At 63.1% G+C, this 18962-nt stretch carries 21 protein-coding genes; 7 read left to right on the top strand and 14 right to left on the bottom strand.

Features of this window, described 5'->3' with window-relative positions:
- Positions 1-92 precede the first annotated feature (92 nt).
- The 4 genes from ACERI1_RS15195 to ACERI1_RS15180 all read right to left on the bottom strand — a co-directional run bounded on the left by ACERI1_RS15195 (position 93) and on the right by ACERI1_RS15180 (position 2162).
- Positions 93-266: a hypothetical protein gene (locus ACERI1_RS15195; RefSeq protein WP_171052362.1), complete on the bottom strand. Its 174-nt coding sequence runs from the start codon at positions 264-266 to the stop codon at positions 93-95.
- A 149-nt stretch (positions 267-415) separates the two neighbouring features.
- The gene (locus ACERI1_RS15190) at positions 416-1609 is read right to left on the bottom strand and encodes a threonine synthase (RefSeq protein ID WP_373619263.1); all 1194 of its coding nucleotides are present in this window, start codon (positions 1607-1609) and stop codon (positions 416-418) included.
- Between the two features lie 152 nt (positions 1610-1761).
- The gene (locus tag ACERI1_RS15185; RefSeq protein ID WP_008011592.1) at positions 1762-1938 is read right to left on the bottom strand and encodes a 50S ribosomal protein L37e; all 177 of its coding nucleotides are present in this window, start codon (positions 1936-1938) and stop codon (positions 1762-1764) included.
- Positions 1935-2162, bottom strand: a complete 228-nt coding sequence (locus tag ACERI1_RS15180) for an LSM domain-containing protein (RefSeq protein WP_008011591.1) — start codon at positions 2160-2162, stop codon at positions 1935-1937. Before ACERI1_RS15180 ends, ACERI1_RS15185 begins: the two co-directional genes overlap by 4 nt.
- 128 nt (positions 2163-2290) lie before the next feature.
- Here ACERI1_RS15180 and ACERI1_RS15175 point away from each other — a divergent pair, with 128 nt between their 5' ends.
- A complete protein-coding gene (locus tag ACERI1_RS15175; protein WP_373619261.1) occupies positions 2291-2608 on the top strand; it encodes a hypothetical protein in 318 nt (105 codons plus the stop codon).
- A 47-nt stretch (positions 2609-2655) separates the two neighbouring features.
- Here the strand turns inward: ACERI1_RS15175 and ACERI1_RS15170 are convergent, their stop codons facing one another.
- Together ACERI1_RS15170 and tnpA are read right to left on the bottom strand one after the other, a co-directional pair.
- Positions 2656-3930 (bottom strand): RNA-guided endonuclease InsQ/TnpB family protein, encoded by a 1275-nt coding sequence (locus ACERI1_RS15170; protein ID WP_373619260.1) that lies wholly within the window; start codon positions 3928-3930, stop codon positions 2656-2658.
- A complete protein-coding gene (gene tnpA / locus ACERI1_RS15165; RefSeq protein ID WP_373619259.1) occupies positions 3927-4307 on the bottom strand; it encodes an IS200/IS605 family transposase in 381 nt (126 codons plus the stop codon). Before tnpA ends, ACERI1_RS15170 begins: the two co-directional genes overlap by 4 nt.
- Positions 4308-4644: 337 nt before the next feature.
- Between tnpA and ACERI1_RS15160 the strand changes: the two genes are divergently transcribed.
- Entirely contained in the window at positions 4645-5601 is a 957-nt protein-coding gene (locus ACERI1_RS15160) for a zinc-dependent metalloprotease (protein ID WP_373619257.1), read from the top strand.
- Between the two features lie 27 nt (positions 5602-5628).
- Here ACERI1_RS15160 and ACERI1_RS15155 read toward each other — a convergent pair whose 3' ends face one another.
- The 3 genes from ACERI1_RS15155 to ACERI1_RS15145 all read right to left on the bottom strand — a co-directional run bounded on the left by ACERI1_RS15155 (position 5629) and on the right by ACERI1_RS15145 (position 6861).
- Positions 5629-5835, bottom strand: a complete 207-nt coding sequence (locus tag ACERI1_RS15155; RefSeq protein WP_373619255.1) for a hypothetical protein — start codon at positions 5833-5835, stop codon at positions 5629-5631.
- Positions 5832-6239, bottom strand: a complete 408-nt coding sequence (locus ACERI1_RS15150; protein ID WP_373619253.1) for a hypothetical protein — start codon at positions 6237-6239, stop codon at positions 5832-5834. The genes ACERI1_RS15155 and ACERI1_RS15150 overlap by 4 nt, the downstream gene beginning before the upstream one ends.
- A 70-nt stretch (positions 6240-6309) precedes the next feature.
- A complete protein-coding gene (locus ACERI1_RS15145; protein WP_373619252.1) occupies positions 6310-6861 on the bottom strand; it encodes a hypothetical protein in 552 nt (183 codons plus the stop codon).
- 154 nt (positions 6862-7015) lie between these two features.
- Here ACERI1_RS15145 and ACERI1_RS15140 point away from each other — a divergent pair, with 154 nt between their 5' ends.
- Positions 7016-7270 carry a hypothetical protein gene (locus ACERI1_RS15140; RefSeq protein WP_373619250.1) on the top strand — a complete coding sequence of 85 codons (255 nt, stop codon included), beginning with the start codon at positions 7016-7018 and terminating at the stop codon, positions 7268-7270.
- On the opposite strand, the gene ACERI1_RS15135 is transcribed toward ACERI1_RS15140, so the two are convergent.
- Complete coding sequence (locus ACERI1_RS15135) at positions 7267-7821, bottom strand: hypothetical protein (RefSeq protein ID WP_373619248.1); 555 nt, start codon at positions 7819-7821, stop codon at positions 7267-7269. The two genes, ACERI1_RS15140 and ACERI1_RS15135, sit on opposite strands and share 4 nt — an antisense overlap.
- Positions 7822-8039: 218 nt before the next feature.
- Between ACERI1_RS15135 and ACERI1_RS15130 the strand changes: the two genes are divergently transcribed.
- The 3 genes from ACERI1_RS15130 (at position 8040) to ACERI1_RS15120 (ending at position 12153) form a co-directional block, all read left to right on the top strand.
- Complete coding sequence (locus tag ACERI1_RS15130; protein WP_373619246.1) at positions 8040-10778, top strand: AAA domain-containing protein; 2739 nt, start codon at positions 8040-8042, stop codon at positions 10776-10778.
- A gap of 96 nt (positions 10779-10874) precedes the next feature.
- Positions 10875-11714, top strand: a complete 840-nt coding sequence (locus tag ACERI1_RS15125) for a phosphatase PAP2 family protein (protein WP_373619245.1) — start codon at positions 10875-10877, stop codon at positions 11712-11714.
- A gap of 124 nt (positions 11715-11838) precedes the next feature.
- Entirely contained in the window at positions 11839-12153 is a 315-nt protein-coding gene (locus tag ACERI1_RS15120; RefSeq protein ID WP_373619244.1) for a YbjQ family protein, read from the top strand.
- Between the two features lie 39 nt (positions 12154-12192).
- Here ACERI1_RS15120 and ACERI1_RS15115 read toward each other — a convergent pair whose 3' ends face one another.
- Positions 12193-13194: an AIR synthase family protein gene (locus ACERI1_RS15115; protein WP_373619242.1), complete on the bottom strand. Its 1002-nt coding sequence runs from the start codon at positions 13192-13194 to the stop codon at positions 12193-12195.
- A 127-nt stretch (positions 13195-13321) separates the two neighbouring features.
- On the bottom strand, positions 13322-14323 hold the full coding sequence (locus tag ACERI1_RS15110) for a TIGR04024 family LLM class F420-dependent oxidoreductase (protein ID WP_373619240.1): 1002 nt from the start codon (positions 14321-14323) through the stop codon (positions 13322-13324).
- A 312-nt stretch (positions 14324-14635) separates the two neighbouring features.
- On the opposite strand from ACERI1_RS15110, the gene ACERI1_RS15105 reads away from it, so the two are divergent.
- A complete protein-coding gene (locus ACERI1_RS15105) occupies positions 14636-15298 on the top strand; it encodes an AIM24 family protein (RefSeq protein ID WP_373619238.1) in 663 nt (220 codons plus the stop codon).
- A 112-nt stretch (positions 15299-15410) separates the two neighbouring features.
- Here the strand turns inward: ACERI1_RS15105 and ACERI1_RS15100 are convergent, their stop codons facing one another.
- The gene (locus ACERI1_RS15100) at positions 15411-15935 is read right to left on the bottom strand and encodes an Lrp/AsnC family transcriptional regulator (protein ID WP_373619237.1); all 525 of its coding nucleotides are present in this window, start codon (positions 15933-15935) and stop codon (positions 15411-15413) included.
- Between the two features lie 85 nt (positions 15936-16020).
- The gene (locus ACERI1_RS15095; RefSeq protein ID WP_373619235.1) at positions 16021-18855 is read right to left on the bottom strand and encodes an ATP-dependent helicase; all 2835 of its coding nucleotides are present in this window, start codon (positions 18853-18855) and stop codon (positions 16021-16023) included.
- Positions 18856-18962: the final 107 nt, after the last annotated feature.

Below are 18962 nucleotides of genomic sequence, written 5' to 3'. Positions count from 1 at the left end.
CTGGCACGACCAGCCCCGCACTCGAGTCGCTGGCAGTCCGCTCGCGACCCCCTCTGGCGCGCGAGCGCCCCTGGCAGTGTGGTCGTCCCGAATTACAGTTGCTCGGCACTGACAGCCTGCAGCGAGCTGTCGTTTTCGACCTCCCAGATCCGCAGCACGAGGTGGGCCTTGCAGTAATATTCGGCGGTCTCCAGGCCAGTCTGCCCGTTCTTGAGAACGAGCTGGCACATGTCCCCGTTCGAACACTCTGGTGAATGTTCACACATTGGTACTCGTTTCGTCTACTCGTCTCGCAGTCAAGACACTGTCGGTGGTCGCCATCGATCCCAGAACGGGGATCTGACCGGCTGCTATCGGTTTTGAACGGGTTTCTCGGGTGTTATCACCGAGTACTTGGTGACGGAACGGGCGCAGGTCAGATTCCCTGTCCCATCAGGTGACTGCGCAACACGTCGGCTTCCTTGTTTCCGGCACCGGTGTTGACGATGACGATCGTCTCGTCGCCGTCGAAGACACCACGCTCTGCGAGTTCCCACGCGCCGCTTGCAGCCGCCGCGGCGCTCGGTGTTGGCTCGAGTCCGGTCGACTGTGCGACTCGCACGGCGGCCTCGAGAATGTCCGGGTCGTCGGTCGCGACCGCGCCGCCGTCGGTCTCGCGGACGGCATCGAGCACGCGCGGGCTCTCCAGCGGATCGGGAATCTCGAGTTCGCCACAGATCGTGTCGGGGTGTTCGACCGGCACATGGTCGTCGCGGTCGTCGTCGAACGCCTCGACGATCGGCGCACAGCCTGTCGCCTGCGTGGCATACAGTGCGGGCGTCTCGCCGATCAGTCCGAGATCGCGGTACTCGGCTGCGGCTTTGGCTGCCCCGACGAGGCCGACGCCCTCCCCAGTGGGGAAACAGATCGCGTCGGGAACGTCCCACTCGAGTTGTTCGACGACCTCGTAGAACAGCGTCTTCGCGCCCTCGTGGCGATATGGGGTCTCGAACGGTCGCAGGGAGTACCAGTCGTCGTGTTCGGCCAGTCCCTCCTCGAAGGCTCCAACGGCGTTACCGAAGCGACCGCCGACGACGTTCATATCGCCGCCGTGGACGTTGACCATCGCCTTGTTCGTGAATCCGGATCGCGAGGGAAGATACGCGTGTGTCTCGAGTTCCGCGCGAGCCGCGTAGGCTGCGACGGCCTGCCCGCTGTTGCCAGTCGAGGGCAGCGCGACATCGGTCGCGCCGTGGTGGGCAGCCGCCGTGACGGCGACCGACGCGCCACGATCCGTACTCGAGCCCGTCGGGTTCCGACCGTCGTCTTTGATGAGCACGCGCTCGACGCCGAGTTCGGCGGCCAGATCGGGACAGTCGACCAGCGCGGTCGCACCCTCCTGTGTCGTCACCGCTGACTCGCGGGAAAACGGGAGCAACTCCGCGTAGCGCCACTGGGAGTCGAACGGTCGAGCGGCGAGCGTCTCGCGGTCGAGTTCGATCGCGTCGTACGCGTAGGTCGGGTCAAGCGTGCCGTCACAGTCCGGGCAGCGATGAGACTCCGCGGCGGCGTCGACGGTGGCCCCGCAGTCGACACACTCGAGACCGGTAAAGGCGTCTGTCGTCTCCATACGGGAGTGTTAGCGGCTCCGAACTAAGGGCTGTCCATCGGCGAGTCAGCCGGCGACGGCAGGACGGCGACAGCCAGTGTGGCTAGCAACGCGGTGTGCAGCGCCACCGCTGTCTCTCACGTAAACGCGGAATCGAAAAAGAAACCGAAAGATCAGTTGTCGCCGGCTTTCGACTGCCACTCGTAGCCGCGGCGTTTGGCCGATTTGCCGAAGCCGCACGACGAGCAGACCTTCTTCTTCGTGTGGTAGGACTTCTCTCCGCAGCGACGACACTTGGTGTGGGTCGTCTTGTTCTTCTTTCCTTGGCTCGGGGTTCCTGCACCAGTCATGGAGTGATCGAGACGACGTTGTCGCCGCGTATAATGGTTGTGTCTTCGACCGGGGCATCCTCCTCGACACTCCCCTCAACGGGGATCGTTACGTCCTCGAGCACCAGATTCATGTGCTGATCGTAGCCGGCGAGTTCGCCGACGTGTTCGTCGCCACTCTTGAGTCGTACCGTGACGCGGTCACCGAGCGACGCCTCGAGGACGTCCAGCGGTCGTCCACTCATACGCAACACCGCAGGAGATGGGCACTTAATCGTACCGGTCCGGAGTCAAGTACAGCCGTATTTCATCCATGGATCAACAGAGTGGACCTAACCAAACGGCTAAGTGTCCGCTCGTGGACCGGCTACGCATGGGCGACAAGAAGTTCACTCTCATCGAATTGCACTTCGACGGCGACACACAGTTCGGACCGGGAACGATCGGCGAGGCGCTCCCGATCGGCAGCACCGAAACGACAGCGGAGACGGACTCCGAAACTGAGACCGAATCTGAAGAGGGTGTGGCTGCAGCCGACGACTCCGGTGGCAAAGGCAAAAGCGCCGTCGGCGCGCTGGTCGCACTCGTCGTCCTCGTCGGAATCGCCGTCGCCGCCAAGAAGTTCCGTGGTGGTAGCGACGAGGAAGACGAACTCGAGTCCGAAGAAGAACCCGACGTCATCGTTACTTGACATCCTCCCCGCGCTAAAGCGCGAGGATTCCTCCGTTGGGGGTTCGGCTACCGACCCACGGAGGCAACTTGCGGGTTTGTGCGCAGTTCTTTGGGACTTTCGTGAGGGTGTGGTTTCCCCGACCAGTCGTGGTCGTCCCACTCGAATCGCACGGGCCGTGCCATCGGCCTGATTTCGCAATCGCTGTGTTCTCGAAGGAATGTCTCTGACGCTGTGAGGTCGGCGTGCCCCTCGAAACCGCATGGGCACGTCAGCGTATCTTCGTGGCGAATCGTCGCGTCGTGGTCGCCACACTCGGGACACGTCTGACTCGTCCACGCTTCCGACTCGGCTTCGAGACTGATGCCGTACTCCTCACAGACACACGCGAGGCGGTGGATGAACTTCTTGAACGCCCAGAAGTTGTGCGTCTTCTCGTTCACCCTGACCGACCAGTGCGTTTCCAGCACGTCGGTCAAGTCGCCTACGTACACTGTCGTCACGCCCTCGTCGTACAGCCGTTCAACGAGGTTGCGCACCAGCGCGTTCTGTGCGTGGTCACGACGTTTCGTCCGCTGTCGGTACAGCCGTCGAATCCGGTTCGAGGAGTAGCGTCTCTCTTGGAGTTTTGACTGTAGGCGGGCGATTTCGCCAGTCGTCTCGCGGAACCGTCCGAACAACTCCCGACCGTCGTAGAGGTACTGGTTCCCTGTGGTCGTGGAACAGGCAACGAGATTGTTTGCGCCAACGTCGAGGGCGGCTTCGTGAGAAGCCAGTGGTGAATCCAGTCGAGAATCATCGACGGTGACTGGTTGGAAAGCCCTGAACGTGTCGCTCACTTCGTCGTACTCAAGTTCCAGACGACCTTGTTCGCCGTCCCATTTCGGGTTACCTCGGACTTCGAGGCGGAGTCGTTCGTGGTAGCCGAGTCCGTATTCGTCTTTCAGTTCTTGCCCAACAGGAATTTCGAGACGGCTACGCTTGCCCCACTGAATCGTGTACTGGTTGCACCGAATGTAGGTACGAAGTTCGCGTCCATCCTCCTCGTTGCCCCAGTACGACGGTGGGTTGGCGTACTCGCCTTTCTCCTTGAGGGCGAAGAACGATCGCCACGCTTCGCTGTTCTTGCGTGTGACCTGTTGGACGGTCGCACTACCGACGACACCGTTGTACTGTCCACGGTATTCGGAAGTGTCCCACACGTCGCCGTCTCCAAAATAGTTCTGACGACGTTCGTAGGTCAGCCCGTTCCACAGCGAAGCGGAGGCGTCGAGTAGTCGTAGAAGGCACTCTTTGTCATTCTCGGTCTGTGGAACCACTTTGAAGGTATTGACGCGCTTCATGCGTCCTCACCTTCCTGTTCAGCGATGTATTGTTCGATGGCCTCCTTCGAGGCACTTCCCGCCGTACCAACGTAGTAGGAACGAGTCCACTTCACGCGGTCGTCGTACCGCTGGTTATACTTCCGCGCCGAGATGCCCTTGACCCAGTTGACGATGAGTGACGGGGCGTTCTTGGGTGGACTCCCGATGAACAGGTGTACGTGGTCGGGCATGACCTCGGACTCGGCCAGTTCGAGGTCTTTGTCTTCACAGACTTCCTCGAAGATGGTTTCGAGACGTTCCTTCGTCTTCCCCGTCAGATATGAATGCCGATACTTCGGCACGAACACTATGTGGTAGTAGAGTTCGTATTTCGCGTGACGGGTACTCTTTACCATCTATGTATACTATCACGGTAGAACGTCTTAACGATTGCGTTGGAACCCCGTCGATGCCATCGTCGGCGGGTGAATACTATTGGTCGGCTTCATCCCTATCCTGAAGGGCGAGGCTTTCGCCTCGAATTTTCCGTAACCACTGAGCCGGGCTGCTGTCACGATGTCCCGGTGTACCCGCAGGTCGGTCGCGGGTGCACCACAACTGACTGATAGGTGTCCGTATGACACACCGCCGTCGACCGTCGAAGACGATCGTTCGAATCCGTCGACGGCGGCGGGTTCGCATTGACACAGGACGAGCCGAACGCTTTTGCGCTTCCTTCCCCTAGTTACTGTCGTGAATCTCTATCGTAGCGCCCGGGCCGTTGCCGGGGCGTCCGGTGACGATGCGATCGACTGGCGATCGGCTGCCGACGCCGCTAAAGCGGCAACCGATCCCGGCGCGCTCGAGCTCGAACCCGGCGAGCGCGAGGGCTATGCCCGCGACGTTCGGGACGCGCGTGCGGCTGTGCGGGCGGTCTCCGGTGCCGACTTCGACGTGCCCGAGACGATCGAGATCCAGAATCGCCACCACTGGATCGACGCCAACGTCGCCACCTTCGAGCGGGTCATGGGTGCCCTCGAGACCCACACCGGCGCGTTCCCCGGCGTCGCCCGGACGATCAACACGGGGACGATGACTGTCCTACTTGCCTTCCTCGGGCGGAACGTCTTGGGGCAGTACGATCCCCTCTTGCTGGCCGACATGCCCGACGACGATCACGCGCTGTATTTCATCCGACCGAACATCCGCAACGCCGCCGACACGCTCGGCGTCGACGCCGACCGGTTCCGCCGCTGGATCGCCTTCCACGAGGTGACTCATGCCGCCGAGTTCGGGGCTGCACCGTGGCTTTCGGACCATCTCGAGGCCCGCATGGAAGAGGGCATCGCCACCCTCTCGGAGGGCTCGTTCGACCGCGAGGCGTTCCGCGACCTTGACGCCGCGATGACTGTCGTCGAAGGCTATGCCGAACTCCTGATGGATCACGCCTTCGACGAGGAGTACGAGGACCTGCGGCGCAAACTCGACGAGCGCCGGCAGGGTCGGGGTCCCCTCCAGCGGCTGTTCCGTCGGCTGCTCGGTCTCGGACTCAAACAGCGCCAGTACGAACGCGGGAAGAACTTCTTCGAACATGTCGTCGCCGTCCGCGATCTCGAGACGGCAGGTCTCGTCTGGGAGCAACCGGAGAACCTGCCGACCCACGACGAACTCGACGCGCCGGAACTGTGGATTCGACGCGTCGATCGCTGATACGGCGCTCGAGGGAGATCTGCGACCCTAGTCGGCCATAATCCAGATTAAGTACCAGAGCAACGCGCCCCCGGTGGCGATCCCGCCGAGTATCGCGAGTCCGATCACTACCAGTGAGGCGTCGCTCTGGAAGGCGATCAGACCGCCCGAGAGTCCGACCAGCAATACGAACACGAGTTTGAGCTGATCGGCGGCGCGCTGCTGTGTGCTCGAGCGAGCAGGACCGCGACTCATAGTTCGCAGGGTGCGCTGACGTGCAGCACGGTAAACTGCCAGGCCGGTGCGTCCGCGTCTGCCTCCCCTTCCACCACTGCTCTTACCAGCGTTCCGCTCCAGCGGCTGTCGAAGCGGTATCGATCACCGCTTTCCGTGTCCGTCCAGGCCATCGTGACGTCGTCAGCCATCGTCGCAAAGTCGTCGCGTTTGTCGACGACGAGATGCCGACTGCTGACCGTCCACTCGTCGGTCGTCTCGGTCTGTTCCGTGAGCGCTCGTGCAATCTCGTCGATCCCGAACAGGGACTCGCTGATGCCGAACTTGACGGTTGAGGCGTCGTCACGGAAGTACGGCACGAGGGGGTCGCCGTTGCAGAGTGCATCGTAGTAGTCGCAGACGATCGCCTCGGCACTCGGTGACATACCCCTATGCTCGAAGCGCGATCCCAAAGAGCCACCGGACGCGAACGCAGGCCCTCCCTCGCCGGCAGTCTCACATGAAGCCCCGATCGACTTCGTCCGTCTCGATAAGGTCGTCGAGTTCCGCGTTCAACAGGTCGTCTGCCTCCTCAAAGCGCTCCGCGAGGTCCTCAAGTTCGTCGGGTCGGTCGTACTGGTCGTACGCCATCGGTCCGAAGGCGGGGCTCTCGATGGCCTCCATCACGTCGTCGAACAGATCCTGTGGACGGGTTGGCGCATCCGCGTGCGTCTCGAGGACCGTCTCCAGACGCTTACCGACGGTCTCGGCCTGAGACTCGTTTTCGGGCGGTGACTGGACCGCAAAGCGTCCACCCGCGTCGCGCTCGGGCATAAACGAGCCGATCTCGTCGTCGAGGTTGCGCGCGACCCGCGTGCCGACGCCACGGACCTCGAAGGGGTTTTTCGCGTACGTTTTCAGAAAGAAGACGCCGGCCCGGGGATGCGCGAGGTACATGTCTTCGCCGACGCCACCGGCACGATCACCGGCGACGGCACGCCAGTCCTCCGGATCGACGTCTCGCTCCGTGACGTCCTCGAGTATGTCCTGCCACTCGCGTATCCGCATACCAGATAGGAGGGTCGCCGGCAGAAAGAACGTATCGATTACTTCGACAGACGCCCCGGAGCGACTGTTCCACCACGCAGCAGGTGGGAGGTGAGAGGGGAACCAAAAGGAATACGACGACTCCCAGAGCAGGATGCGTAACTGACGCTTTCCGATGTCTCGCCGCCGCTCACTCTCGTTCGCCGAACTGTTTCGTGCCACGCCAGCGAAAAGTTCGCTGCTAACACTTGCCCCGCTTGCACTGGCGCTGGGACAACTCAGCAATAGCTACGTCAACGGCGTTTCGCCGATCGTTTCGATCGGTTTCGCCGTTGTCATGCTGATATTTTCTACCGTCGCGATGAGCCACCACGCTGCCGAACACCGTATCCATCGGCTCGAGGCCGACTACGGATCGAACCGGCTCTAGGGTTCCGCCTCGGGTTCGGTCGCGACCGTTCGTGCTTCGCGGGCTTCGTAGGTGTTGTACCCCGCGATTCCGGCGATCAACAGCCCGGACACGATCGTATTCCAAAATGGGCCGCCGGTCATCTCGAGCAGCGCAGTCGAGATGATCAACCAGATGCCGAGGATGGTGATCAGCGACGCGATGGCGGTACTGAGCGGGATGTCGTTCGTCAGTCGGTAGTAGTTATAGCCCGCGGCGGCGCCGATGACGAGGCCGACGAGGACGTTGTTCCAGAGCGGCGCAGCCGTCGTCTCGAAGACGACCGTCGACAGCGCGACCCACACCCCGATGACGGCGACGAGGAGGCTGAGGACCGACGTGTCTCGCCGTCGTTCCGTGGTTGCGACCTGGGTGGACTCGTCGCGTGGGTTGCCGCCCATGTCTGGTCGGTTACCGACACCGGTGCCGTGGCCGATGTCGGTTGTGGCTGTTTCCGTGCGGTTCGGTGGCCCGTCGGTGTCGTCCGCGGACGAGCCACCCGTCCGACGGTCGTCGCTGTTGGGGTCGCTCATAGCAGACAGCGGGTTGGCGCTCGCTCGCAAAAGCGTCCGCGTCCGTTCTTTCGCTCACGGTCTGATTGATATCAGAGACGGTTCCACGTCTCACTGAAACGGACAGTAACCGTCGGTTATCGACGGCTGAGCGCAGCTGTCCGCCAGCGGCTCACGAGCGCTCGCCTACAGCCGAGCGACCGATAGCGTTTTTGATCACTCGACCGTGACGGTACGCTGTGTACGTACGCGGAACCGTCGCTGACGAGGTCGACGTGCGGTCGGTGTCGACGAGCTACGGCGAGAATGACCTCGCCGAGGTGCCGCTTCGACTGGCCGACGACGGTCTCGAGCCGCCCGGCGACGCCACACCGACACTCGGCGATGGCGGGACGGCGACCGTCGCGGAGAGCCACGAGACCACGACGGTGACGCTCTGGAACAAGTGGACGGAGTCGGCCGAATTGCTCGAGCCGGGAATGGAGTTGCTCGTGACCAATGCCAAGGAGGAGGAGTACCAGGGAGAGACGCAGTACGCGACGACGGGCGACTCCTACGTCGTCGTCGAACCCTCCTTTCTGGTCAGCGTCACGTCGATCCGCAACTGGGTCGAGTGTCCCCGCCTGTACTACCTGAACAAGCTCTCGGGCGTGCCGCTGAACTACCCCGTTGTGAAGGGGACGCTCGTCCACGAGGTCTTCGGCGATCTCCTGCGGGGCCGGGACATAGAGGAGTCGATCGACGCCCGCGTCGAGGAACGCGGCCTCCAACTCGGCCTGCTGGGCGAGACGCCCGAGGCCGTCGCTGAGGACGTCCGTGAGAACGCCAAAGCGATCGAAGGCTGGCTCGAGCAGGGCAGGCTCACTGAGGACGATAACTGGCGCTCCGAGCAGTTGCTCATCAGCGAAACGTTCGGTATCCGTGGGCGAGCCGACGCGATCCGACGGGGTTCGCCGGTCGAACTCAAGACGGGGAAGAACCTGAAGAAAGAACCGCGGTTCAAGGACAAGGTCCAGGCCGCCTGTTACGCGCTGTTGCTTGAGGAACACGGCGGCGACGTCGACACCGGCACGTTGCTCTACACGAAGAACTCGGCGCTCGATCGCAACGAGGAGACCGGCGACCTCACCCCTGCGAAGGACTTCTCGATGGGCAACGGGCTCCTAAAATACGTCGTCCGCCTGCGCAACGAGATCGCGGCGATGGAGATGTCGGGCGACATCCCGACGGGCTACGAGGCCGACGCGAAGTGCGAATACTGCTTCGAGCAGGACACCTGCATGGTCGTCTCCGGTCGGCTCGATCAGGAGTCCAAGGCCGGCCAGATCGGCCAGCCGCTGCCCGAGGCAGAACGCGAGTACTTCGAGCGCTTCTATCGCGCGATCGAGGAGGAACGCCGCGAGGTCCACCGCGAGTACGCCAAGCTCTGGGAACAGAGCGCCGAAGAACGGGCCGACGACGACCGCGCGCTGATCGACCTCGAGTTCGTCGAAAAGCGGTCGCTCGAAGGTGGCCGCTGGGAACTCAGAGCGCGCCGTGAGGGCGGGGCAACGTCGAAGCTCCGGGAGGGCGACCTCGTCCTCGCAAGCGACGGCCACCCGGTTCGCGGCGACTCCGAGTTGGCACGGATCGAGCGGTTAGACGACGAGATCGTCCTCACGACGGACGAGCCGGTCGAAGTAACGCGACTCGACGTCTATCCTTCCGAGCTGACGACCGACCGGCTGCTCGTCGCGATGCACGATGCGCTCCTGAAAGGCGACGCGCGACGCAAGGATATCCTGTTCGGGCGCGCGGAACCCGAGTTTGAGGACGTAGACGAGACGTTCATCGACAACAACGAGCGCCAGAACGAGGCCGTGACGAAGGCCGTCGGCGCGCGAGACTGTGCGCTAATCCACGGCCCGCCGGGCACCGGGAAGACCTACACCATCGCCCAGGCCATCCGTGCGATGGTCGAGCGCGGCGAGCGCGTCCTGCTGTCGGCCTTTACGAACCGCGCCGTCGATAACGCGCTCGAGGCCACCCTCGAGCAATTAGGTGACGTGCTCGACGACGAGCGGGTCGTCCGCGTCGGCTCTGAAAGCGGCGTCCGCTCGGACATGGAACCGTACCGGCTCGAGCGGGCCGGCGATCCCGACGACCGCGTCGCGAAACTGCAGAACGCACAGGTCGTTGCGGCGACGACTGCGACCTGCGGTTCACGGGTCATGAAAGAGCAGGCCTTCGACGTGGCGCTGGTCGACGAGGCCGCCCAGCTCACCGAGCCCGGGACCTGTGCGGCGATCAACTTAGCCGAGCGGTTCGTCCTCGTCGGCGATCACGAGCAGCTCCCGCCCGTCGTGCGCGCCGAGAACGATCTTTCCGAGTCGCTGTTCGAGCGCCTCGTCGACCTGTATCTCGACGCCGGCGTCATGCTCGACCGCCAGTACCGGATGAACCAGCGCATCCAGGCCTTCGCCTCCACGGAGTTCTACGACGGCCAGCTTCGGCCCGCGACGCCGTCGGTCGCGGGACGGACGCTCGACGATCTTGAGGGCGTCTCTCGCGACGCGCTGCCCCCAAAGTTACAGGATCCGGTCTCGTTCGTCGACGTTACGGGCGACCCGAGCCGGTATACCGACAGCGAGGAAGCCAAACGGATCGCCGAGTTGATCGAGTCGTACGAGGCCGCCGGCCTCGAGCGCTCCGAAATCGGCGTCATCGCGCCCTTCCGTGCGCAGGTCTCGGAGATCTCGAAGCACGTCCCCGACGATGTCGCCGTCGACACCGTCGACCGCTTCCAGGGCTCGAGTCAGGAGGTCATCATCGTCTCCTTTACGGCGACAGGCACGCTCGAGGGGCCGATCTTCGAGGACTACCGCCGAATCAACGTTGCGTTGACCCGGCCCAAACGCGCGCTGGTGCTGGTCGGCGACTCGTCGGCACTCGCGTCCGATCCGGTCTACGAGCGCATGCTCGCGTGGGCGCGACGGTAAGCCGCCAGCCGTCACGATCCGGTTCGTGGGTGAACCGGACACACCCGTCTCGAAACTCCCTACACTTATCTTTCGCTGAGAGTAACGACCGACGACATGCGACTCAAAGAGCAGAGTGCACTCGTTCGGGATGCTGTCTCCACCGAATACGCGGAGTTCGTCGTCTTCGTGACCGACCTCGGTGGAACGACCGCGCTCATGCTCTTGCTCGCGGTGCTGTTCTGGTGGTCGAGTCGCCGCCGGAGCGCGCTCGTGATCAGTTATGCGATCGCCGGACTGGCGCTTCTGCTGGCACTCAAGTCGCTGTTTGCACTCCCGCGACCGCCGGCAGACGCCATGCTGGTCCCGCTCGAGGACGAACACACTGGCTACGGCTTCCCGAGCGGGCACGCCTTCGCTGCGACCGTCGTCTACGGCGGCCTCGTCTCCGCGTACGATCGGACGCGGGACCGACGGGCGCTGCTGGCTGCCGGGACGCTCGTCGTCCTCGTCTCGCTTTCACGCGTCGTCCTTGGCGTCCACTACCTCGGTGACGTGATCGTCGGTGTGCTCCTCGGCATCGTCTTCATCGCCGCCATGGATCGACTCACGGGCGGCGACCCGACGACCGGCTTCGCGATTGCACTCGTCCTCTCGATTCCCGCAGTCGTCATCGCCGGTGGCACGACCGACTCGCTGCTCGGACTCGGCGGCTCGATCGGGGGCCTGCTGGGTTCACAACGGCTGCCGGACCTGCCAGCGCTGCGATCCCGGCTCGAGGGATTCGTGCTTCTCGTCGTCGGTGGTGGATTCGTGGCCGTCGTTCAGGTGGCCGAATCGCTCGTCGAAACGGTCGAACCGCTGTTGGTCGTGCTCTATGCGATGCTTCTGGGTGGCATCTTCCTCGCTCCGGCTGCCGTCGGTCGGCTCGAGGTTGACGCGCTCGAGTCACGGTGAGTGTCGGCTGACCGGCCAGTGTCGTCGTCGACCGGCCTGCTGCCGACTCGCTGACGTCTCATATCAGCCGAACGGTCACACCGTTGGAATGGTATTTACTATTAGAAAATCAATACGATTGCGTATGGAACTCGTCACTACTGAGACGGTCCCCGGTCACGAGATTCGAGAATCGCTTGGCATCGCACGCGGCAACACGGTCAAAGCACGAAACGTCGGTCGCGATATCACACAGTCAATCCGGAATATCACCGGCGGTGAGCTCAAAGCTTACTCGGAGCTGCTGACCGACGCGCGCGACGAAGCGATCTCACGTATGGTCGCGGACGCCGACTCGATGGGTGCCGACGCCGTGGTCAACGTCCGACTCGAGAGTTCCGAGATCGCAAACGGTGGGTCAGAAGTCATCGCGTACGGCACTGCCGTCCGACTCGAGTGACGACCGCCGGCGTGCTCGAAACTCGCTCCCTCGAGCCGATCACTCCTTGCTGTCCGCCTGCGCCCACAGCGGATAGAGTTCGTCTTCGATCGGGTCGGCGATCGACTCGCCGTCGAGCACGAGTTCGGGGTCTCCCCCCTCGAGCGCACTGACAGTGCCGATCGTCGCGGCCTCGAGCCCAGCCTCGTCGAGTTCGATGAGACAGGCATCGACTGTATCCTCGGGAACGGTTGCGAGCAACGCGCCGGAGCCGAAAATTCGCAACGGATCGACGCCAGCAGCAGCACACAGCGCCGCCGTCGGCTCGCGGACCGGGACGGCGTCGCGGTCGATCTCGAGTCGAACGTTCGAAGCACGGGCCACCTCGAGCAAGCCCGACGTGACGCCACCCTCTGTGGGATCGTGCATCGCCGTCGCGTACTCGCGGACGATCCGTGATTCGGGGAGAACGCTGATCTCCTCGAGATAGCTTGCGGCGCGGTCGCGGAGCTCCGGCTCGACATCGAGGTTGTCGCCGAAATCCGCCGCGAGGATGGCCGAGCCTTCTATTCCCGCCGCCTTGGTGAGGACGACGGCATCTCCTGGCTTGGCGCCGCCGGTCGGAACGTACCGCTCGGTCGCACCCATCGCCGTCAGCGAGAGCAGCGGTCGCTCGAGTTGGTCGACGTACTCCGAGTGGCCGCCGACGATCGATGCGCCGAGTTCGCGGGCGGCTGCGTCGAGGTCGTTGGTGATTTCCTCGAGAACGGTCGTATCGGTGCCGGTCGGGAGCAACACGACGGCGGTCAACCAGCGCGGATCGGCCCCCGAGACAGCGACGTCGTTGGTCGCGACGGCGATACCGAGTTGGCCGACCTGCGAGGCGGCCAACGAGATCGGATCGGAGCTGACCACGAGCGTTCCCTCGCCGTCGGGCCAGTCGATCGCGGCGGCGTCCTCGCCCTCAGCCGGGCCCTGTAAGACCGTCTCGTCGGTCTCGGCAGCCCCCGTTCGCTGGAAGACGTGCGTGAGCAGATCGTCCGGACTCACCTTGCCGGGCATACCACGAACTGGAACAACGGGCGGTTTGTAGCTGTCGAAGCCCTCGAGTTCGATGGAACTGATACTGTCTTGTATATGGCGAACCCCCCGACACGGCTCCGAAAGCCCCATTCGGTTCAAGAACCAGTCAGCGATCTGGTGCGACCGCAGCCATCGTCTGGCGAATTCCTTCCTCGTCGGCACCGCGCGGGAAACTGACCGCGATGGCGTCGAGCCCGTCGACTGCCTCGTAGCGCGCGAGTTGCTCGCGAGCCGTTTCCGGACTGCCGACCGCACAGAGGTCGTCGACGATATTTTCGTCGACGAGTTCGAGTGCACGCTCGCGGTCGCCGTCCTGCCAGGCGTCGTAGATGGCGGCGGCCTCGTCGTAGCCCTGGCGCTCGAGGGAATCCCGGTAGAACGTCCCCATCCCGCCGATGTAGAATGCGACGTGCTGGCGGGCGAGCGCACGCGCTTCGTGGGGATCGTCCCGCACGCAGCAGGTAACGCCGGCAGTGACGTGGACATCGTCGGGGTCACGATCGCCCAGGTCGGCACCGCGCTCGATGTCCTCGAGTCGCGCGTCGATCCCCTCGGGTGTGAGCATGATGCCGTGCCAGCCGTCGGCAAAGCGGCCCGCGAGTTCGACCGCCTTGGGACCCATCCCGGTGACCTCGATCGGTGGAGTCGTTTCCGGCGGGTCACAGCGCAGCCGAAAGCCCGACAGCTCGAAGTCGTCGCCGTCGTAGTCGACGGGCTCGCCCGAAAGGACCTGCCGGACGATCTCGACGGTCTCGCGGGTCCGCTTGAGCGGGTTGCCGTACTCGACGCCGTGCCAGTTCTCGATCACGACCGGGCCGCTCGGGCCGAGTCCAAGCCGGAACCGGCCCGCAGCGAGTTCCTGAAGCGTCGCCGCCGTCTGGCCCAGCAGCGCCGGCGACCGCGAGTAGGTGTTGAGAATGCTCGAGCCGATGTCGATCGCGTCGGTTCGCTCGGCCATCGCCGACAGCACGGTGACGGCGTCGCGACCCCACGTTTCGGGGAGCCACGCACAATCGTAACCGGCGTCTTCAGCCGCCTGCGTGTAGTCGACGATCGACTCGATCGTCGGCTGTGCGGCGACGGGCAGGTGGACGTCTCTGTCAGTCATCATCAGTCATAGATGCCAGACAGGCTTTTGGCTGTATGGGAACCGGTGACGACTCGTCGCCCGTTTATGGCTGAACAGCGAGTGTCTCGGAAGCGGAGTGCGTCGACAGCACTGGATCGACGCAGTCGCGATTCCCATATCGGCGACTCAAGCAAGCTCACGAACAGTGGCTACCTCGACACTGCCGACACGCTCGAGTGACTGTCGAGTCGGGAACGAACGGTCGCCAGCCATTTGCTGTCGCTTCGTCCGACATCGAGATTGTTCTGGAAAAGAGTTTATATGACTACAACAGGTAATTCGAATGTCACCATGGATGTTGATGAATTTACACGAACGAACGCGCCGAAAGAAGGAAACAGCGGATTTCAAAAGGAGAACAAACGGCTACTCGACATTCCGGTCGACGGAACGGTGATGGTCAAAGCCGGCTCGATGATCGGATATACTGGGGAGCTGACGTTCACCGGAAAATCGTCTGCAGAAGGTGGACTCACGGGATTCGTCAAGGAGGCAGTATCGAGCGAAGGAACGCCGGTGATGGAGGCTGAAGGGAGTGGTCACCTCTACGTTGCCGATCAGGGAAAGAAAGTCCAGATACTCGAGCTCGATGACGGACAGTCGATCTCGGTCAACGGGAACGACGTCCTCGCCTTCGAGTCGACGGTCGACTACGAAATCAATACCATTGGCAGCCTTTCGGAAGTCGCCGCAGGAGGCCTGACGAACGTGTACCTCACTGGGCCGGGCGCAGTTGCGATCTCTACACACGGAGACCCGCTGGTGGTGACGCCGCCAGTCACTACCGATCCGGATGCGACCGTCGCCTGGAGTACCAACCTCTCGCCGTCGTTTGCGACCAACAAAACGATCGAGATCGGACAGACTTCCGGGGAAAGCATCCAGATGGAATTTACTGGCTCAGAGGGCTTCGTCGTCATCCAGCCGTACGAAGAAGGAGGAGCCCAGCCCTAGACCGAACGCGCAGTGACTGCGACCGGACTGTTTCGAGTCCGTCCCGTGGGTCTCGAGAGTGACGAACGTGAAGAGAGGTGAAAATCGACTCTGAGAGCCGCGCCGGGAGGCGTCATCGCTCGCTGCGTTCCTTGCCGAGATCTTCGTAGATCTGGGGATCGGTCTGGAACTTGAGAACGTTGTGGACCGCCGAGTTCCGAATGTTCTCGATGACCTTGCCGTGGTCCGAGTAGCAGTCGTGGATCCACTTGGGAACTTCCTGCCGGTCGCGAAACATCATGACGGTCTTCCACTGGTACTCCCCGTCGGCGAGGAAGAAAAACAGCGTGTGTTTGTCCGCTCTGATGTCCTCCATCGCAGCACGCCAGTGGTCGGCGAAGTGTTCGGTATTGAACTTGAACTCGAACAGCGCGAAGATATAGTATTCCTCGTTCGGGATGATCGCCTCGCGGAATACTCCCTCGTCGCGCATCCGCCGGATCGACTCGCTGACCGTGACGTGAGAGACGTCGATATCGTACTTGTCCTCGAGTACCGTGGTGAGCTCTCGCGAGGACAGCTGTGGGTCGTCGGCAAGCTCGGTGAGAATCGCGATATCCCGATCTTTAAAATCCCAATTCGGTGGGTCGCTGCTCATGCTAGTGCAACTGTCGTGGCGGCCCTGATATAGATTGATATTAGCGCGATCGGACAGCCGTCGTGCGGTCGCCGTGCAGTGACGATCAGTGGCTCCGTGAATCGGTGTCTCGAGTCGTCGAGAGCCCCGAAAGCGACTCCTCGCCGATCTCCTCGAGGACGTATTCGTGAAACGACTGGAGTGCGGCGCTCTCGTCTTCGGCGAGGACGACGTCGCTGGCCGACAGCGTCGCGAGTCCGAACGCCCGTGGCGTCGGCGAGTCGAGGAGGTGTCGCGAGAGGTCGAGGTCACCCCCATCGATCGCGTCGACGATGGCCTCGATCTCGGCGACGTTCAGTTTGTCCTCGAGGATTTCGCGGTAGGTCTCCTCGATCACGGCGAACTCCTCGAGGTCTTCGGCGAAGCCGAGCAACATCTCGCTCGAGACCTGCTGTTCGCTGGCGGACTTCTCGTAGCCCTTGTAGCGTTTGAGGATCATCAGCGATCGGGTCGCGTTGATCCGGAAATAGCGCTGGAGCAGGTCGGTTCCCGACAGCGCCGCCCGGAGATCCGCGCGGACATCGTCGGCTTCGAGGTCGGCGACAATCCCCTCGAGATCGACTTTCCGGTTTAACGGCATCGAGAGGACGAAGCCGTTGTCTGCGACCGCGACACGGACGTTCGCCGTCGCCTCCTGGGCACAGCGATAGGCGAGCAGGCGGGAGAGGCCGTCGTTGACCTTCCGGCCGTAGTTCGAGCGGACGTAGTAGTGGCGTTCGTACTCTTCGCGATCGCGGACGACTTCGATCGCGAGCCGGTCCGGCGTGCTCACGCTCTCTGTGCCCGCGTACTGCACGTGATGGTCGAACAGCCGGGCGATCGCGCGGACGCTGTCGTCGTCGAGGGGAAGCTCCCGGAGCCACGCGCGAACCCGCGGCGGCCCGCCAGCGTCGTAGCGCTCGAGGAGATCGCTCTGGAAGGCGAGGATCTCACGGCCCAGGTCGTAGGAGAGGGGCAACCGCTCGGAGTACCACGAGGGGACGGTTGGGCGGGCGCTCGTACGGTCGACGTAGACCTTCGAGCCGCGCCGATAGCGATACTCGAAGTGGTCGCCGCCCAGAACGAAGACATCACCTTTCTCGAGTGTATCGAGATACCCCTCGTCCAACTGGCCGACCCACTCGTCGCTCGCCCGCGTGTGGACGTCGCAGGTAAACGAGTCGGGGATCGTCCCGATGTTGGTCATGTAGATGACGCGCGCGAGTCGACCGCGTTTGCCGATCAACGGCTCGCCGACCGGGTACGCTTCGTGGTGGTGCTTGCCGTCCGGCGGGTCGTTTTCGTCCCGCCAAACCTTCGCGTAGACGTTCTTGTCCTCGAGACCGGCGTACTCGGCGGTGAGATACCGCATGAGCGACTCGTACTCGGCGTCGGTGTAGTCCCGGTAGGGATACGCCCGTCGGAGAATGCCTTTCAGTTCGGCCTCGGGCCGGATCTCGGCGATCGCCATTCCGTAGACGTGCTGAGCGGCCACGTCCTGAGCGTTCTCGGGGATCGACACCGAGTCGACAAAGCCCTCCGTGGCCGTCTTGAGCATGACCGCACACTCGACGAGTTCGTCCCGGTCGAGCGCGATCACCCGCCCCGTCACAGTCTGGCCGACGCGGTGGCCCGCCCGCCCGACTCGCTGAAGCAGGGCGGCGACGCTTTTGGGCGAGCCGACCTGCACCACGAGGTCGATATGGGGCATGTCGATGCCAAGCTCGAGGCTCGTCGAGGTGGTGACGACCTCGAGATCGCCGGCTTTCAGCCGGTCTTCGACATCTTGACGGACCTCCTTCGAGAGGCTGCCGTGGTGACAGGCCGAGTTGGCCTCGTCGTAGGCGTCGAAGTGCTCCCGAAGGTTGTGGAGGACGCGTTCAGCCCCCGAGCGCGTGTTGGTGAACACAAGCGTGTTCGTATGCGCCTGGACGTGGTCGTGGAGTTGCTGGTAGAACCGCTCTTGGATCACCTCACGGGACGTGTTGATCAGATCGGCAGTCGGACACTCGAGTTGCAGGTCGAACTCGCGGGCAAACCGGGCGTCGACGATTTCATAGTCGCGCGGGTCGCCACCCGGTTCATCGCGGCCCACCAGAAACTCCGCAACACGGGACAGCGGCTCGATCGTCGCTGAACAGCCGATTCGCGTAATCTCACCGTCGGCCATCGCCGCGAGTCGCTCGAGACTCACCGCGAGGTGGGTCCCCCGCTTGCTCGCCGCCAGCGAGTGGATCTCGTCGACGATGACGTACTCGACGGTCCGGAGTTTCTCGCGGAACTTGGGCGCGTTCAACAAGATCGCGAGTGTCTCGGGGGTCGTATTGAGGATGTGGGGCGTCTCTTCGAGCATCCGCTGGCGCTCACTGGAGTCGGTGTCGCCGTGACGAATCGCGTGGCGGATCTCGCCCATCGACACGTCGTCGCGCTCGGCCGCGATCGACTCGATGCCCGCGAGTGGCACCTCGAGATTGCGGTGGATATCGTTCGCGAGGGATTTTAGCGGCGAGATGTAGAGGCAATAGACCGAGTTCTCGAGGCCAGCGGGGGACTCCGTCTCCCGGGTAGACGCGCTCTGCCCGTCGACGTCGTCGGCGTCCCGCTCGCGCTTATAGAGCGAGTTGATGATCGAGAGAAACGACGACATCGTCTTCCCCGACCCCGTTGGCGCACAGACCAGCGTGTTCGTCCCTGCCTCGATCTTCGGGATCGCATCCCGCTGTGGCGGCGTAAAAAAGCCCTCGTTCTCGGGAACGAACTCGCCGAACTCCTCGAGCCACCACTGCTGGACTGCCGGCTCGAGAGAGTCGAAGACATCGCCGTCTCTGATCGTCGTGGTGGCTGGATCGAACGGCAGGGAATCGTCGTCGACCGGCACCTCGAAGCGCTCGTCGCCGTCCATTACCGTCGTCTCCGGGGCCGGCGTGTAAGAGCGTTTGGGCAGCACAGTGAAAGTGAAACCGCGATCCAACGGTCCCGACCGAGCCGGATCGATCCTGGCTATGAATA

Source organism: Natrinema sp. HArc-T2 (assembly GCF_041821085.1).
Taxonomy (GTDB): domain Archaea; phylum Halobacteriota; class Halobacteria; order Halobacteriales; family Natrialbaceae; genus Natrinema.
This window is presented reverse-complemented; position numbering and strand designations above follow the sequence as displayed.

Coding starts and splice junctions, on each gene's coding strand:
- ACERI1_RS15195 (WP_171052362.1), bottom strand. CDS start 266: ATGTGTGAACATTCACCAGAGTGTTCGAACGGGGACATGTGCCAGCTC.
- ACERI1_RS15190 (WP_373619263.1), bottom strand. CDS start 1,609: ATGGAGACGACAGACGCCTTTACCGGTCTCGAGTGTGTCGACTGCGGG.
- ACERI1_RS15185 (WP_008011592.1), bottom strand. CDS start 1,938: ATGACTGGTGCAGGAACCCCGAGCCAAGGAAAGAAGAACAAGACGACC.
- ACERI1_RS15180 (WP_008011591.1), bottom strand. CDS start 2,162: ATGAGTGGACGACCGCTGGACGTCCTCGAGGCGTCGCTCGGTGACCGC.
- ACERI1_RS15175 (WP_373619261.1), top strand. CDS start 2,291: ATGGGCGACAAGAAGTTCACTCTCATCGAATTGCACTTCGACGGCGAC.
- ACERI1_RS15170 (WP_373619260.1), bottom strand. CDS start 3,930: ATGAAGCGCGTCAATACCTTCAAAGTGGTTCCACAGACCGAGAATGAC.
- tnpA (WP_373619259.1), bottom strand. CDS start 4,307: ATGGTAAAGAGTACCCGTCACGCGAAATACGAACTCTACTACCACATA.
- ACERI1_RS15155 (WP_373619255.1), bottom strand. CDS start 5,835: ATGAGTCGCGGTCCTGCTCGCTCGAGCACACAGCAGCGCGCCGCCGAT.
- ACERI1_RS15150 (WP_373619253.1), bottom strand. CDS start 6,239: ATGTCACCGAGTGCCGAGGCGATCGTCTGCGACTACTACGATGCACTC.
- ACERI1_RS15145 (WP_373619252.1), bottom strand. CDS start 6,861: ATGCGGATACGCGAGTGGCAGGACATACTCGAGGACGTCACGGAGCGA.
- ACERI1_RS15140 (WP_373619250.1), top strand. CDS start 7,016: ATGTCTCGCCGCCGCTCACTCTCGTTCGCCGAACTGTTTCGTGCCACG.
- ACERI1_RS15135 (WP_373619248.1), bottom strand. CDS start 7,821: ATGAGCGACCCCAACAGCGACGACCGTCGGACGGGTGGCTCGTCCGCG.
- ACERI1_RS15125 (WP_373619245.1), top strand. CDS start 10,875: ATGCGACTCAAAGAGCAGAGTGCACTCGTTCGGGATGCTGTCTCCACC.
- ACERI1_RS15120 (WP_373619244.1), top strand. CDS start 11,839: ATGGAACTCGTCACTACTGAGACGGTCCCCGGTCACGAGATTCGAGAA.
- ACERI1_RS15115 (WP_373619242.1), bottom strand. CDS start 13,194: ATGCCCGGCAAGGTGAGTCCGGACGATCTGCTCACGCACGTCTTCCAG.
- ACERI1_RS15110 (WP_373619240.1), bottom strand. CDS start 14,323: ATGACTGACAGAGACGTCCACCTGCCCGTCGCCGCACAGCCGACGATC.
- ACERI1_RS15105 (WP_373619238.1), top strand. CDS start 14,636: ATGGATGTTGATGAATTTACACGAACGAACGCGCCGAAAGAAGGAAAC.
- ACERI1_RS15100 (WP_373619237.1), bottom strand. CDS start 15,935: ATGAGCAGCGACCCACCGAATTGGGATTTTAAAGATCGGGATATCGCG.
- ACERI1_RS15095 (WP_373619235.1), bottom strand. CDS start 18,855: ATGGACGGCGACGAGCGCTTCGAGGTGCCGGTCGACGACGATTCCCTG.